This is a genomic window from Methylobacterium sp. Leaf88 (genome assembly GCF_001422795.1).
GTDB lineage: Bacteria > Pseudomonadota > Alphaproteobacteria > Rhizobiales > Beijerinckiaceae > Methylobacterium.
In genome coordinates, this window is sequence record NZ_LMMK01000015.1 from 52,151 (window position 1) to 65,708 (window position 13,558).

The 13,558-nt window shown below is 69.6% G+C and carries 11 protein-coding genes; 5 read left to right on the forward strand and 6 right to left on the reverse strand.

Annotated features, from left to right (window positions below; all coding sequences use genetic code 11):
• Positions 1-161 precede the first annotated feature (161 nt).
• Positions 162-554 carry a TIGR02300 family protein gene (locus ASF20_RS10965; RefSeq protein WP_082487898.1) on the reverse strand — a complete coding sequence of 131 codons (393 nt, stop codon included), beginning with the start codon at positions 552-554 and terminating at the stop codon, positions 162-164.
• 256 nt (positions 555-810) lie between these two features.
• Here ASF20_RS10965 and aroA point away from each other — a divergent pair, with 256 nt between their 5' ends.
• Together aroA and cmk are read left to right on the forward strand one after the other, a co-directional pair.
• The gene (gene aroA, locus ASF20_RS10970) at positions 811-2,160 is read left to right on the forward strand and encodes a 3-phosphoshikimate 1-carboxyvinyltransferase (RefSeq protein ID WP_056274115.1); all 1,350 of its coding nucleotides are present in this window, start codon (positions 811-813) and stop codon (positions 2,158-2,160) included.
• Positions 2,161-2,165: 5 nt separating this feature from the next.
• The gene (gene cmk, locus ASF20_RS10975; protein ID WP_056215952.1) at positions 2,166-2,798 is read left to right on the forward strand and encodes a (d)CMP kinase; all 633 of its coding nucleotides are present in this window, start codon (positions 2,166-2,168) and stop codon (positions 2,796-2,798) included.
• A gap of 87 nt (positions 2,799-2,885) precedes the next feature.
• Here the strand turns inward: cmk and gltA are convergent, their stop codons facing one another.
• Positions 2,886-4,175 carry a citrate synthase gene (gene gltA / locus ASF20_RS10980; protein ID WP_056215808.1) on the reverse strand — a complete coding sequence of 430 codons (1,290 nt, stop codon included), beginning with the start codon at positions 4,173-4,175 and terminating at the stop codon, positions 2,886-2,888.
• Between the two features lie 249 nt (positions 4,176-4,424).
• Positions 4,425-5,846, reverse strand: coding sequence for a glutamate--tRNA ligase (gene gltX, locus ASF20_RS10985; protein WP_056274118.1), 1,422 nt, complete (start codon positions 5,844-5,846; stop codon positions 4,425-4,427).
• 194 nt (positions 5,847-6,040) lie between these two features.
• Between gltX and ASF20_RS10990 the strand changes: the two genes are divergently transcribed.
• The gene (locus tag ASF20_RS10990) at positions 6,041-8,299 is read left to right on the forward strand and encodes a ComEC/Rec2 family competence protein (RefSeq protein WP_056274159.1); all 2,259 of its coding nucleotides are present in this window, start codon (positions 6,041-6,043) and stop codon (positions 8,297-8,299) included.
• On the opposite strand, the gene lexA is transcribed toward ASF20_RS10990, so the two are convergent.
• On the reverse strand, positions 8,293-9,045 hold the full coding sequence (gene lexA, locus ASF20_RS10995) for a transcriptional repressor LexA (RefSeq protein ID WP_056274121.1): 753 nt from the start codon (positions 9,043-9,045) through the stop codon (positions 8,293-8,295). The genes ASF20_RS10990 and lexA overlap by 7 nt on opposite strands.
• A 353-nt stretch (positions 9,046-9,398) precedes the next feature.
• Positions 9,399-10,184: a DUF937 domain-containing protein gene (locus tag ASF20_RS11000; RefSeq protein WP_056274124.1), complete on the reverse strand. Its 786-nt coding sequence runs from the start codon at positions 10,182-10,184 to the stop codon at positions 9,399-9,401.
• Between the two features lie 163 nt (positions 10,185-10,347).
• On the opposite strand from ASF20_RS11000, the gene sfsA reads away from it, so the two are divergent.
• On the forward strand, positions 10,348-11,055 hold the full coding sequence (gene sfsA, locus ASF20_RS11005) for a DNA/RNA nuclease SfsA (RefSeq protein ID WP_056274127.1): 708 nt from the start codon (positions 10,348-10,350) through the stop codon (positions 11,053-11,055).
• Between the two features lie 32 nt (positions 11,056-11,087).
• Here sfsA and ASF20_RS11010 read toward each other — a convergent pair whose 3' ends face one another.
• Positions 11,088-11,918, reverse strand: a complete 831-nt coding sequence (locus tag ASF20_RS11010) for an FkbM family methyltransferase (RefSeq protein WP_056215801.1) — start codon at positions 11,916-11,918, stop codon at positions 11,088-11,090.
• 345 nt (positions 11,919-12,263) lie between these two features.
• Between ASF20_RS11010 and ASF20_RS11015 the strand changes: the two genes are divergently transcribed.
• Positions 12,264-13,526, forward strand: a complete 1,263-nt coding sequence (locus ASF20_RS11015) for an outer membrane beta-barrel protein (RefSeq protein WP_056215943.1) — start codon at positions 12,264-12,266, stop codon at positions 13,524-13,526.
• Positions 13,527-13,558 lie beyond the last annotated feature (32 nt).

Sequence of the window (13,558 nt, forward strand, 5' to 3'; positions counted from 1 at the left end):
ACACCCCGGCCTCTGGAAGGCCCGGGGTGGTCGTCGTCGGCGGGCGTGTCGCCCACCGCCGATAGCGGTGATGTACTGGGGCTTGTCCGCGGCCTCAACCCCCTTTGTGCCCCGCCGGCAAACTTTTTTGCCGGAGGTTGGGCGGAGGGCGCGGGCGAGCGTCAGCTCTCCTCGTCGTTCTCGATGTCGCCGTCGATCAGGTCGGCCACGTCGTCGTCGCCGGCGTCCTCTTCCTCGAGGAAGGTGTCGTCCGTATCGTCGTTGCTGTCGCCGTCGACGTCCTCGGTCGTCGTATCCGCCTCGTCCTCGGCCGCCTCGACCTCGTCGAGGGACACGATCTCCGGACCGCCCTTCTCGGCATCCGTATCCTCGTCGTCATCGGCCGGGGCGGCGTTGGCCCGCGCCGCGAGCGCCGGGGCGGCACGGCCGGAGGCTGCCGCGACCTGATAGATCGTTCCGCATTTCGGGCAGGTCGGAGGGTCGTTGTCGAGGTCGTAGAACTTGGCGCCGCAGCTCATGCATTGACGCTTCAAGCCGAGTTCCGGTCTGGCCACGGGCGAACCTCTAGTACGTGCGATCTTTTGGGAGAGGCGCCCCGTTAGTCGCGTGGGACGCTCCTGTCAAATTCTCTTGCGGTTGACGTACGTTCCACGTCCGTCTTCGGCCGTCCACGGGCGTTTTCCGGGCCGGACGGCCCGGGATGCGCGCCATCGGATGACGGCGGCGGCGACGCATGTTAACCGGCCCCATGATCGGCGCGCCTGCAGAAGCCCGCAGGCGCCCCTGCGCCCAGCCGAAAAGTCGACGCCCGTGTCCCATGATTCCCAGCCGCACCCCCTGACTTCCCATGCGGGCCTGCCTCTCCAGGGCAGCCTGCGGCCTCCGGGGGACAAGTCCATCTCGCACCGCGCGATGATTCTCGGATTGCTCAGCATCGGCGAGACCAATGTCGAGGGCCTTCTCGAGGGCGACGACGTCCTGCGCACCGCGGCGGCCGCCAAGGCCCTCGGGGCCGACGTGGAGCGGGTGGGCGAGGGGCGCTGGCGCCTGCGCGGCGTCGGGATCGGCGGCCTGAGCGATCCCGAGGACGTGCTCGATTTCGGCAATGCCGGGACCGGCTCGCGCCTGATGATGGGCGTCGTGGGCGGCCAGCCGGTCACCGCGACCTTCGACGGCGATGCCTCCCTGCGCAAGCGGCCCATGCGCCGCATCCTGGATCCGCTGGTGCGGATGGGAACCGAGGTGGTGCGCGAGGAGGAGGGCGGCCGCGTGCCCCTGACCCTGCGCGGCCCCCGCGAGGCGATCCCGATCACCTACGAGACGCCCGTGGCCTCGGCCCAGATCAAGTCGGCCGTGCTGCTGGCCGCCCTGAACGCCCCCGGGACCACGACGGTGATCGAGGCGGCGGCCACCCGCGATCACACCGAGCGGATGCTGCGCCTGTTCGGCGCCGAGGTCACGGTGACGCCCCACGGCCCCGACGGACACGGGCGGACGATCGCGCTCACCGGGCAGCCCATGCTCCGGGGCACCAAGGTGGTCGTCCCCGCCGATCCCTCGTCGGCGGCCTTCCCCCTGGTGGCGGCCCTCATCGTGCCCGGCTCCGAGGTGACGCTGGAAGGCGTCATGATGAACCCCCTGCGGATCGGGCTCATCACCACCCTGATCGAGATGGGCGCCGACATCGAGCGCCTGCGCGAGCGGGAGGAGGGCGGCGAGACCGTCGCCGACCTGCGCGTGCGGGCGAGCCGCCTCCGGGGCGTCGACGTGCCCCCGGAGCGCGCCCCGGCCATGATCGACGAGTACCCGGTGCTCGCCGTCGCGGCCGCGTTCGCGGAGGGCACCACGCGGATGCGCGGCCTGCACGAGCTGCGCGTGAAGGAATCCGACCGCCTCGCGGCGGTGGCGGACGGACTCAGCGCCAACGGCGTCGCCTATCTCGTCGAAGGTGACGATCTCGTCGTCCACGGCACCGGCGAGCCGGCCCGGGGGGGTGGCACCGTGGCGACCCATCTCGATCACCGCATCGCCATGGCGTTCCTGGTGATGGGCCTCGCCACCCGGGAGCCGGTCACGGTGGATGACGGCGCGATGATCGCCACGAGCTTCCCGAGCTTCCTGCCGACGATGCAGGGCCTCGGCGGCCGGATCGAAGGGTGAGCGCGATGCCGATGGTGATCGCGATCGACGGCCCCGCCGCCTCGGGCAAGGGCACCCTCGCCAAGCGGCTGGCCGCCCATTACGGCCTGCCGCATCTCGATACCGGCCTGCTCTACCGGGCCGTCGCCCTGACGGTGATCGATTCCGGCCACAGCCTCGACGATCATCAGGCCGCGGCGCGGGCCGCCTCCAGCCTGATCGCGGACCGGCTCGCCGATCCGCGCCTGCGCGAGCGCGCCATGGGCGAGGCGGCCTCCCGCATCTCGGCGGTCCCCGCCGTGCGGGCCGCCCTCCTGGCCTGGCAACAGCGCTTTGCCGGCGATGCCAGCGGCGCCGTGCTGGACGGACGCGATATCGGGACCGTGGTCTGCCCCAACGCCCAGGTGAAGCTCTTCATCACGGCCGCGCCCGAGGAGCGCGCCCGGCGCCGCCACCTCGAATTGCTGCGGCGCGGGGAATCCGCGAGCCTGGGCGCCATTCTCGACGATATCGTCGCCCGCGACGCACGGGACGCGCAGCGTTCCACGGCGCCGCTGAAGGCGGCGACCGACGCCGTCCTCCTCGATACCACCGCGCTCGATCCCGACGAGGCCTTCGCGGCCGCCCGGGCTATCGTCGATCGCGCGCGCCCGCATTAGGGCGGTCCGGGTCGCGGATCGGCGGCGACGGCACCGATCCGAAGACGCATTCCGCGCCGGAGGGTGTCCGGCGCGGGGTGGCCTGGGTCAGGCGCGCTGATCGATCGGGGTGTATTCCCGCTTGTCGGGACCGATGTAGAGCTGCCGCGGCCGGCCGATCTTCTGCGAGGGATCCTCGATCATCTCGGCCCATTGGGCGATCCAGCCGGTGGTGCGGGCCAGGGCGAACAGCACCGTGAACATCGAGGTCGGGAAGCCCATCGCCTTGAGAGTGATGCCCGAGTAGAAATCGATGTTCGGATAGAGCTTCTTCTCGATGAAGTAGTCGTCCTTCAGGGCAATCTGCTCCAGCTGCACGGCGACTTCGAGCAGCGGATCGTCCTTGATCCCGAGCTGACCCAGCACCTCGTGGGTGGTCTTCTGCATGATGCGCGCGCGCGGATCGTAGTTCTTGTAGACGCGGTGGCCGAAGCCCATCAGGCGGAAGGGATCGTTCTTGTCCTTGGCCTTGGCCACGTACTTGGCCACGTTCTCCGGATGCCCGATCTCCTCGAGCATCTTCAGGGCCGCCTCGTTGGCGCCCCCGTGGGCGGGTCCCCACAGGCAGGCGATGCCGGCCGCGATGCAGGCGAAGGGATTGGCCCCCGAGGAGCCCGCGAGACGCACGGTCGAGGTCGAGGCGTTCTGCTCGTGATCGGCGTGGAGAATGAAGATCCGGTCGAGCGCGCGCGCGAAGATTGGATTGACCTTGAACTCCTCGCACGGAACCGCGAAGCACATCCGCAGGAAGTTCGAGGTGTAGTCGAGATCGTTCTTCGGATAAACGAAGGGCTGTCCAATCGAATATTTGTAGGCCATCGCCGCCAGGGTGGGCATCTTGGCGATCATCCGCATCGACGCGACCATGCGCTGCTGGTCGTCCGAGATGTCGGTGGAATCGTGATAGAAGGCCGAGAGGGCACCGACGCAGGCGACCATGATCGCCATCGGGTGCGCGTCGCGGCGGAACCCCTGGAAGAAGCGGTTCATCTGGTCATGCACCATGGTGTGGCGCGTGATCCGGTAGTCGAAATCCGCCTTCTGGGCCGGGGTCGGCAGCTCGCCGAACAGCATGAGGTAGCAGGTTTCGAGGAAGTCGCCGTGCTCGGCGATCTGTTCGATGGGATAGCCACGATAGAGGAGAATGCCCGCATCGCCGTCGATGTAGGTGATCTTCGACTCGCAGGAGGCGGTGGAGGTGAAGCCGGGATCGAAGGTGAACTTGCCCGTCTTCGCGTAGAGCTTGCCGATATCGATCACGTCCGGCCCGATGGTGCCGGTCTTGATCGGAAGTTCGACGTGGTTGTCGCCCACGGTGATCGTGCTGGAGGCGCTCATGGAGACCTGGACCCTTTCGTGGCAACGGGGCGGCGTCGGCCCGCGTGGCGATGCAATCGACCACCCGGGTCCGGGGTGCAAATGCAGCGCATGCTGCACTTGCTCACACGAGCATGGGGGTAGCGGATCGGCGGACCGTCATCAACCGACGGCCCGGCTCACCTCGACGTCGAAGCGAAATCCGGGCCGATTTGTCATTCTTCCACTCGGAGCACTCGGACGAACCGGCATTTTGCTGCAGTGCGGTGGTCAGCCGGTCTGGTCGCGGAGCCGGCCGAGACACTCCTCCCGGCCGAGCACGGCCATGACGTCGAAGACCGGCGGCGAGGTGGCGCGGCCGGTGAGCGCCGCCCGGAGGGGCTGCGCGATCTGGCCGAGCTTCAGGCCGTTCGCCTCGGCAAACTGCCGGACCGCGCCCTCGGTGGCGGCGGCGGTCCAATCGGGCAACCCCTCGAGGGCCGGCAGGAGGGCGGCCAGGCGATTCCGGGCCTCGTCGCCGAGCAGCCCCTTCGCCTTCTCGTCGGGCACGAGGGGCCGGGCCGCGGTGAGGTAGTAGGCGCTGTCCAGGAGTTCGACGAGGGTCTTGGCCCGCTCCTTCAGGCCCGGCATCGCGGCAGTGAGCGTCTCCCGCAGAGCCGGACTCATGGGCACCGCGATCCCCCGTGCCGGGCCGAGCGCCGGCAGCACCTCGTCGATCGCCGCGACGAGGTCCGCATCGGCCGCGCCACGGATGTAGAGGCCGTTGAGGTTTTCCAGCTTGGCGAAGTCGAAGCGCGCGGGCGACCGCCCGATGGCATTGAGGTCGAAGGCGGCGATCATCTCCTCGGTGGAGAAGACCTCCTGGTCACCGTGGCTCCAGCCCAGGCGCACGAGGTAGTTGCGCAGGGCGCTCGGCAGGTAGCCGAGGTCTCGGTAGGCATCGACGCCGAGGGCCCCGTGCCGCTTCGACAGCTTGGCGCCGTCCGCGCCGTGGATCAGCGGGATATGCGCCATGGCGGGCGCCTCCCAGCCGAGGGCATCGGAGATCTGGCGCTGGCGCGCCGCATTGGTCAGGTGGTCGTCGCCGCGGATGACCTGGGTGACGCCCATGTCGTGATCGTCCACTACGACGGCGAGCATGTAGGTCGGGTTGCCGTCCGAACGCAGCAGGACGAGGTCGTCGAGATCCTTGTTCTGCCAGACGACCCGGCCCTGCACGCCGTCCTCGACCACGGTCTCGCCGTCGGTCGGGGCGCGCAGGCGAATCACCGGCTTGACGCCGGCGGGCGCCTCGGACGGGTCGCGGTCGCGCCAGCGGCCGTCGTAGCGCAGGGGCCGCCCCTCTGCGCGGGCCGCCTCGCGCATCGCCGTCAGTTCGTCGGGCGTCGCGTAGCAGCGATAGGCGTGGCCGGAGGCCAGCAGGCTCTCGGCGGCTTCGCGGTGACGGGCGGCGCGGGCGTATTGGTAGATGACGTCCCCGTCCCAATCGAGCCCGAGCCAGCGCATGCCGTCCAGGATCGCGTCGATGGCGCCCTGCGTCGAGCGTTCGCGATCGGTGTCCTCGATGCGCAGCAGCATGCGGCCGCCGAAGCGGCGGGCATAGAGCCAGTTGAACAGGGCCGTGCGAGCCCCGCCGATGTGAAGGTAGCCCGTGGGCGAGGGCGCGAAACGCGTGACGACGGCTGACGACATCAATCTGGACTTGAATGGCTCGTGATTCGGGCGGGAAGCGGATCGACCGGCCCGGAACCGCGCGTGTAGCATGCGCGCGGGCACACGTTAAGGAATCGTCCCGTTCCCAGGATCGCAGGGCGCATCGCCGGCTCCCGGTCACGGACGCACGCCCGGAGGTTTTCGCGATGGCGCAGGCGCGGGCGATGGCGGCGATGGGGCGCATCACGCGCCACCTCGCCGCGCGTCGCCCGGGCGCCGGGCCGATCCGCGACTGGTTCCGGGCGGGATGGACCCGCGAGATCGAGCAGCGCCGGCTCTTCGCCTGGCTCGCCGTCGCGTTCGGATGCGGCATCCTCGCGTTCTTCCTCGGTACGCAGGGGACGCCGTCGCTCCTGGCGCCGCTCGCGGCCGCCGCCCTGCTCGCCGCGACGACGCCCCTCCTCGTGGCGCGCCCGTTCGGCCTGGCCCTAGTGCTCGCCGCCGTCGCCGCCCTCCTGGGCTTCGCGGCGGCCGCCGCGCGGGTCCGCTCGGTCGACGGGCCGATCCTCGCCCGCACCACGATCGGTCCGCTGGTGGGCACCATCGAAGGGCTGGACGAGCGGGAGGAGGGGGCGCGCCTGATCCTCCGCGTCGAGAGCTTTGGCACCCTCGGCGCCGAGGTCCGCCCGGTCCGGGTGCGGGTCTCCTACCGCAAGGCGAATACCCTGAAGCCGGGCGACCGCATCGCCGCGACCGCGCGCCTGCTTCCGCCGCCGGAAGCCGCCCGCCCCGGAGGCTACGACTTCGCCCGGGATGCCTTCTTCCGTGAGATCGGCGCGGTGGGCTCCCTCGTCGGCAAGGTCGACCTGCGGCCGCCGGCCGAGAGCGCGGACTGGCAGATCCGCCTCGCGGCCGCCGTCGACGCGGCCCGCAACGCCCTGACGCGCCGCATCACCGACGCCAACGGCGGACAGGCCGGAGCGGTGGCGGCGGCCCTGGTGACGGGCAAGCGCGGCCTGATCAGCCCCGAGACCAACGACATCCTGCGCGCCGCCGGCATCTACCACGTCGTCTCGATCTCGGGCCTTCACATGGTCCTGGCGGCCGGCGTGGTGTTCTGGCTCGTGCGGGCGCTTCTGGCCCTCGTTCCGTTCGCGGCACTGCACTGGCCGATCAAGAAGATCGCCGCTGCCGTCGCCATGGTGGGCGTGACGGCCTACTGCGTCTTCTCCGGCTGGGACATCGCCGCCGAGCGCTCGCTGATCATGACCCTCGTGATGCTAGGCGCGATCCTGGTCGACCGCCCGGCGCTCAGCATGCGAAACTTGGCCCTCGCCGCCCTGATCGCCCTGGCCCGCGAGCCGGACGGCCTCCTCGGCCCGAGCTTCCAGATGTCGTTCGCGGCGGTGGCCGGCCTGATTGCCTGCGCGCCGCTGATCGCCGGACGCGGGCGGCAGCGCGACGGTGCCGGCCTGCTCCCCCGGATCTTCGCCCTGGCGACCGCGGCGGTCGTCGGCACCCTGGCCACGACGCTCGTGGCCCAGATCGCCACCGCGCCCTTCGCCACCTACCACTTCCAGACGGTGCAGCCCTTCGGGCTGGTGGGCAATGCGCTCACCCTGCCGCTCGTCTCCCTGGCGGTGATGCCGTCAGCGGTTCTGGGCATCCTCGCCTATCCGTTCGCGCTGGATCAGCCGGTCTGGTGGGCCATGGGCCTGGCGGTGCGGGGGATGCTGACCATCTCGACCTGGATCGCGGGCTTCGGCAACGCCGTCGTCGTGGTCCCGGCCTTCGGCACGGGGGCCCTCGGCCTTCTGGCCGCCGCCCTGATCGTCCTGACGCTCCCGGCCTCGTCGCTGCGCTGGCTCGGCCTCATTCCGGCAGCGATCGGCATCGCCTGTGCGGCTGCCCCGGATCGCTACGACATCTACGTCGATCGGGAGGGGGCGGGCGCCGCCATCCGCCAGCGCAATGGGCGGCTCGCCACCCTTGGCCGGCCGCCCCCCTTCGTGCTCGCGCAATGGCTCAAGGCCGATGGAGACGACCGACGGGTGCAGGACGTCACGGGGTTCGAGGGCGCGCGCTGCGATCGCCTGGGCTGTACCCTGACCACACCCGACGGCCGCGTGCTCGCCCTGACCACCGACAAGCGTGCCCTCGGAGAGGACTGCGCCAGGGCCGACATCCTGATCACCCGGCAATCCGCGCCCGGCGGCTGCGCCGCATCGATCGTCATCGACCGGGATTTCCTGGGATCGCACGGTGCGACCGCGATTCGCCTCACCCGCGATGGGCCGTCCCTCGCCTCCGCGAAGCATCCCGGGGATGTCGTGCCCTGGCGTGCGACGCCTTTGCGCAAGCCGTTGTTCCCGCCGGGAACGTCCTTGCCATCTTCGACACCGCCTGCGTCGGTCTTACCGGAAATCCCCGATCGCACCCGCGACCCGTCGGATCCGTCCGGCGATGAACCGGACGGGGACCCCCTTCAGTAGCGGCGCACCAGACTGACCAGACGTCCCTGGATCTGCACCCGATCCGGCCCGAGGACCCGCGTCTCGTAGGCCGGATTCGCCGCTTCCAGGGCGATGGACGATCCACGCCGGCGCAGGCGCTTCAGGGTCGCCTCCTCGTCGTCGATGAGGGCCACGATGATGTCGCCCGTATTGGCGGTGTCCTGCTTGCGGATGACCACCAGGTCGCCGTCGAGGATCCCGGCATCGACCATCGAATCGCCGCGCACCTCCAGGGCGTAATGCTCGCCACCGGCCAGGAAATCCGGCGACATCGTCACCGAATGGCTCTGTTCCTGGATGGCCGAGATGGGCGTACCGGCCGCGATCCGACCCATCACCGGGATGGTCACGGCCCGACCGCTCTCGTCGGTGGCCTGCGTGGTCGGCAGTCGGGGCACCGATGCGCCGGCCGGCAGGCCCTTGCCCTTGCCGCCTTCGACCACGCTCGGCGTGAAGCGGCGAACCTCGGAGGCCGGAGCGGCGCGCGGGGCGCCCGCATTCCCCCCGAGGCTCTCCGGCATCCGGATCACCTCGATGGCCCGCGCCCTGTTGGGCAGCCGGCGCAGGAAGCCGCGCTCCTCCAGGGCCGTGATCAGGCGGTGAATGCCCGACTTCGACTTCAGGTCGAGGGCATCCTTCATCTCGTCGAACGACGGGGGAACGCCGCTCTCGCGCATCCGAAGCTGGATGAACTGGAGCAGGTCCAGCTGCTTACGCGTCAACATGCGGGACACTCTTCGTTAGCGCCACGGATCGCGGCGGGTGGCACTAGAAACAAACCACGAACACGTTAAACGTTCCGTAAGTGTTCTGCAAGGGTTCCCATCTCAAGCCTCTCGGACCCGATCCGTTCGATCCCCTCGGCAAGGGCGGATCCGGGCGTCGCCCGAGCGCCACGCCGGCCTGCCGCTGCGGCCATCGCTGCGACCGAGTGGTGCCCCGATCCGACGAACGAGTTGGACGGCCGGCGTCGGAACCGGTCGGCAGGGCGCCCGGGCGCAGCGCCCTCGGGTCGATGGCCCGGCGACGATCGGTTCTCTGCCGTCCTCTGTCGGCGTCGCCGACGGCGGGTCTTCGGCTAGCGCTGCCCGGTGCGTCCTGCCTTGGGCCGGTCACCCGAACCGTTGCCGCCCGTCTCGGTGGGATTACGGGGATCCTGCCAGAAGGTATCGAACAGGCGCTGCATCGCGCGGGCGTTCTCCTGCTGCACCTCCAGGCCCGTCTGGAACATCTGCTGCATCACGTCGAAGGGCGCTTCCGTGGCCGACCTGTCCGGCGCGGCGGACTCCGGCCGGGGCGAAGCCGCGAGCCACTTCGACGCCGCACGCGGCCGTGCCTGGGGCGAGGGCGTCGCGGGCTTCGGGGCCTTGGCGCCGGAGTTCAGGAACGCCTGCATCATCTCCGACCAGGCATTGGGCGGGAAGCCGAAGGGGTTCGCCTCGGCGCGCGGGACCGGCGCCGCGGCAGGCGCTTGGTTGATCATGACGTGGACGATCCCCGCCACCACCATGCCGGCCATGATCGGCAGCATCTGCTTCAAGGCCGGCATCGCCACGCCGCTGACGGCAGCGGCCTGCTGCAGAACGGCCTGACTCAGATGGGGCGAGCCGAAGAGTTGCTGGACCAGCATGTCCATCTGCGGCGTCGCGCTCGACGACTTCTGCGCGGCGGGGCCGACGAGATTGAAGAGGTGGGCGAAGCCGGTCGGATCCTGGGCGACGTTCCGCTGCAGCCCCATCGTGAGGGCCGGAAGCAGGGCTTCCATCGCGCGCAGGCTCTGCTCCGGCGACAAGCCGAACTGCCGTCCGAAACCCTGCGCGTTGGGGCCCGCCTGCGCCTGAAGGATGTCGAACAGATTGAACATGGCGGCCTCGCGGACGAACTGCGGCTTTCCCGGTCATCGACCCGGGCGCGCCGCGCGAATTCTGTCGCATCCGGTCGGTACTGACCAGCCCGGGCGCCTCACGACGGCCCGATTCCCCGTCGACGGGGGCCCGTATCAACCCGTTTCTTGCCCCGGACCCGCGATGCGCTTCCCTTCGCCCCTGATCGAGGCGCGCCTGTTGCGTCGCTACAAGCGCTTTCTCGCCGATCTGCAGCTTGCCGACGGGTCCGTGATCACGGCCCATTGCCCCAACCCGGGGGCGATGCTGGGACTTGCGGTGCCGGGCGCGCGGGCCCTGTTGTCCGACGTCCGGGGCCCGACGCGCAAGCTCCCCTTTTCCTGGGAACTGGTGGAGGCGGATCTGCCCGGCGGCCGGCAATGGGTTGGCATCAACACGATGCGGCCGAACGCCCTGGTGGCGGAGGCCTTCGCAGCCGGCGGCCTGCCCTGCCTCGCCGGCTACACGGGCCTGCGGCCCGAAGTCCGCTACGCCCGGGCAAGCCGGGTCGACTTCCTCGCCACGGGGGAGGGGATGCCGCCCTGCCATGTCGAGGTGAAGAACTGTCACCTGATGCGCAGCCCCGGCCTCGCGGAATTTCCCGATTGCGTCGCCGCCCGCAGCGCCCGCCACATGACGGACCTCGCGGCCGTCGTCGAGGCCGGGGGCCGTGCCATGGTCATCATCGTGGTGCAGATGTGGGCGGATCGCTTCGACGCCGCGCGGGACCTCGATCCTGCCTTCGACCGGGCGCTTCAGGCCGCTCGGGCGGCCGGCGTCGCCGTCCACGCCCATCGCTGCCGCATCGACCCGGTCGGCATCGCCGTGGCCGACGCCATCCCGGTGCTGTAGGGCGCGCGTCCCAGAAGAACCGCGCGGGCCCGTCAGTCGGCCCGCTCGAAGATCAGGTTGAGGCGGGTGCGAGCGATCCGGCGATAGCCGTGCTGCTCGAGCAAGGCGGGCAGGTCGATCTGCCACTGGTCGGTGCCGTTCTCGACGATGAGCAGCCGCGGGTGGAGGCTCGCGGGGGCGGCCCGCAGGAAGGGTTCGAGGATCAGGTCCTCGGCGCCCTCGACATCGAGCTTCATCGCGTCGATGCGCGCGATGCCCTCGCCGAGGGCGAGATCGAGCAGGGGCACGGCCGGCACACGAATCTGCGCGCCCTCGTTCGTCCCGACGATCTTCAGGCTCGATTCCCCCCGGTTGCGGGGATCCACGAACAGGGTGAGTTCCCCCGCCTTGTCGGCGACCGCGCAGGCCACCGCCTTGACCGTTCCGAACGGATTCTGAGCGATGTTGTAGGTCAGGCGGTCGAACACGTCCGGCTGCGGCTCGACGGCCAGGATCCGGGCGCGCGGCCCCGCGAAGGCCGCCACGAACAGCGCGTAGGCACCGATATTCGCGCCGATATCCAGGAAGGTGCAGCCGGGCTGAAGCTTCGCCCGGAGAAGTGCGCGCTCCTCCGGATCGAAGAACTGCGGCGTGAAGAGCACCTTCTTCTCGCAGTTGTTGTTGTAGGGGTAGAGCCGCATGCGGGCGCCGTAGCGTTCGACGTCCAGAGGGGCGCCGCGCAGCAGCCCGATCGCCACGCGGCGCAGGAACAGGGCGAGGCGTCGCCCGGCCCAGCTCGCGTAGGAGATCCGGCCCGTCTGCCGAGCGATGCGCGCGACGAGGCCGGTGGGAGCGTAAGTGCCGTAGGGCTGCGTGTCTTTCATCGTGCGTGCTGATGCCAGCGCACGGACGCGGCGGCAAGCGACGCCGCCGCGGGAGGATCGAAAGGTCCCGGACATTCCGGGCCGATCAGCCCGCAGCGCCCCCTCCGGGCGAATGCGGTCGGCCGCAGATCAGACCTGACCGTCGCGCCACTTCGGAAGCAGAGGACAATCGTCGAGACCGGATCTGGTGCTCAGACCTGTTCCATTGCGGCAACACCACGACCGAAACCCAGTTCGAGCGGCCTCGATTGCCCGAAAAATAGGCGTCTGCACAAAGGATAGCTTTGCCGTAAACGGGAACCTTTGAGAACGTCGCCCCAACGCAGATCCTCCCGCAGAGTTCCCATCGCCATGCAGCGCTCGCTTCTCGCCCTTTCCGCCGTCCTGCTGTCCTCGGTCTGCGCCTTCGCGGCCGACATGCCGGCGAAGGTGCTGGCGGTCCCTGCCCCGCCCGCGCCGTGCAAGGCCGAGATCACCTTCCCGGCCTATGGCGGCGTCATTAAGCAGAACCCGAACCCGTCCTGCCTGACGCTCGGCGCCTTCGGCGACGTCTATGTCGGCGGTGCGGTCACGGGCTACTTCTACACCCAGCCCAACCAGTACACGTTCTCGCCCGCTCCGCTGCCGAGTGACCGGGCCGGCCGCGTGGACGTCTCGAACCTGATGGGCTTCATCCAGAAGGCCGACGGCCCGTTCCAGTTCTACGCCGCCTTCGGCGCCTACTCGATCCCCGGCCTCGGCCTGCCGATTTACGGCACCTTCGACCAGACGGACCTGCTGTATTCCCCGGCGCCGATCGTGTTCGGAAAGTACGTGATCAACGACAACTGGTCGATCCAGGGCGGTCGGATGCCGACCCTGATCGGCTCCGAGCTGCCGTTCACCTTCCAGAACCTGAACATCTCCCGCGGCCTCCTCTTCGGTCAGGAGAACGTGATCAACCAGGGTGTGCAGGTGAACTACTCGGATGGTCCGTGGGCGGCCTCGTTCGCCGCGACCGACGGCTTCTATTCCGGCGAGATCAACTGGGTCACGGGTGCGATCACCTACAAGATCGACCCCGCCAACACGGTGGGCATCAACGGCGGCACGCACTTCTCCAGCTACACCAATTTCGACTTCGCGGACCCGTTCGGTCGTCGCGGCCTTCGCTTCCAGTACGCCACGCCCGTCTCGCTGCAGAACAGCAGCATCATCAGTGCCAACTACACCTATGCGGACGGTCCCTGGATCGTGACGCCGTACGTCCAGTACACCAACGTGGAGCAGAACGCCGTCCTGGGCCTCGCCGGTGCCGAAACCATCGGCGGCGCCCTCCTCGCCAGCTACGCCTTCACGGACAACTTCGCCCTCGCGGGCCGCGTGGAGTACATCAGCCAGAGCGGCAACCGCAACAATCCGTTCGGTCAGACCTCGGTGCTCTACGGCGCCGGCAGCTCGGCCTTCTCCTTCACCGTGACCCCGACCTTCACCTTCGATCGCTACTTCGTCCGCGGCGAGTTCTCGACCGTGCAGCTCTACGACATCACGCCCGGCCTCGGCTTCGGCCGCAGCGGCCTGAAGACCTCGCAGGAGCGCTACATGCTGGAGACCGGCATCACCTTCTGATCCGATCGGACGATCCGGTTCGGCGAAACGCG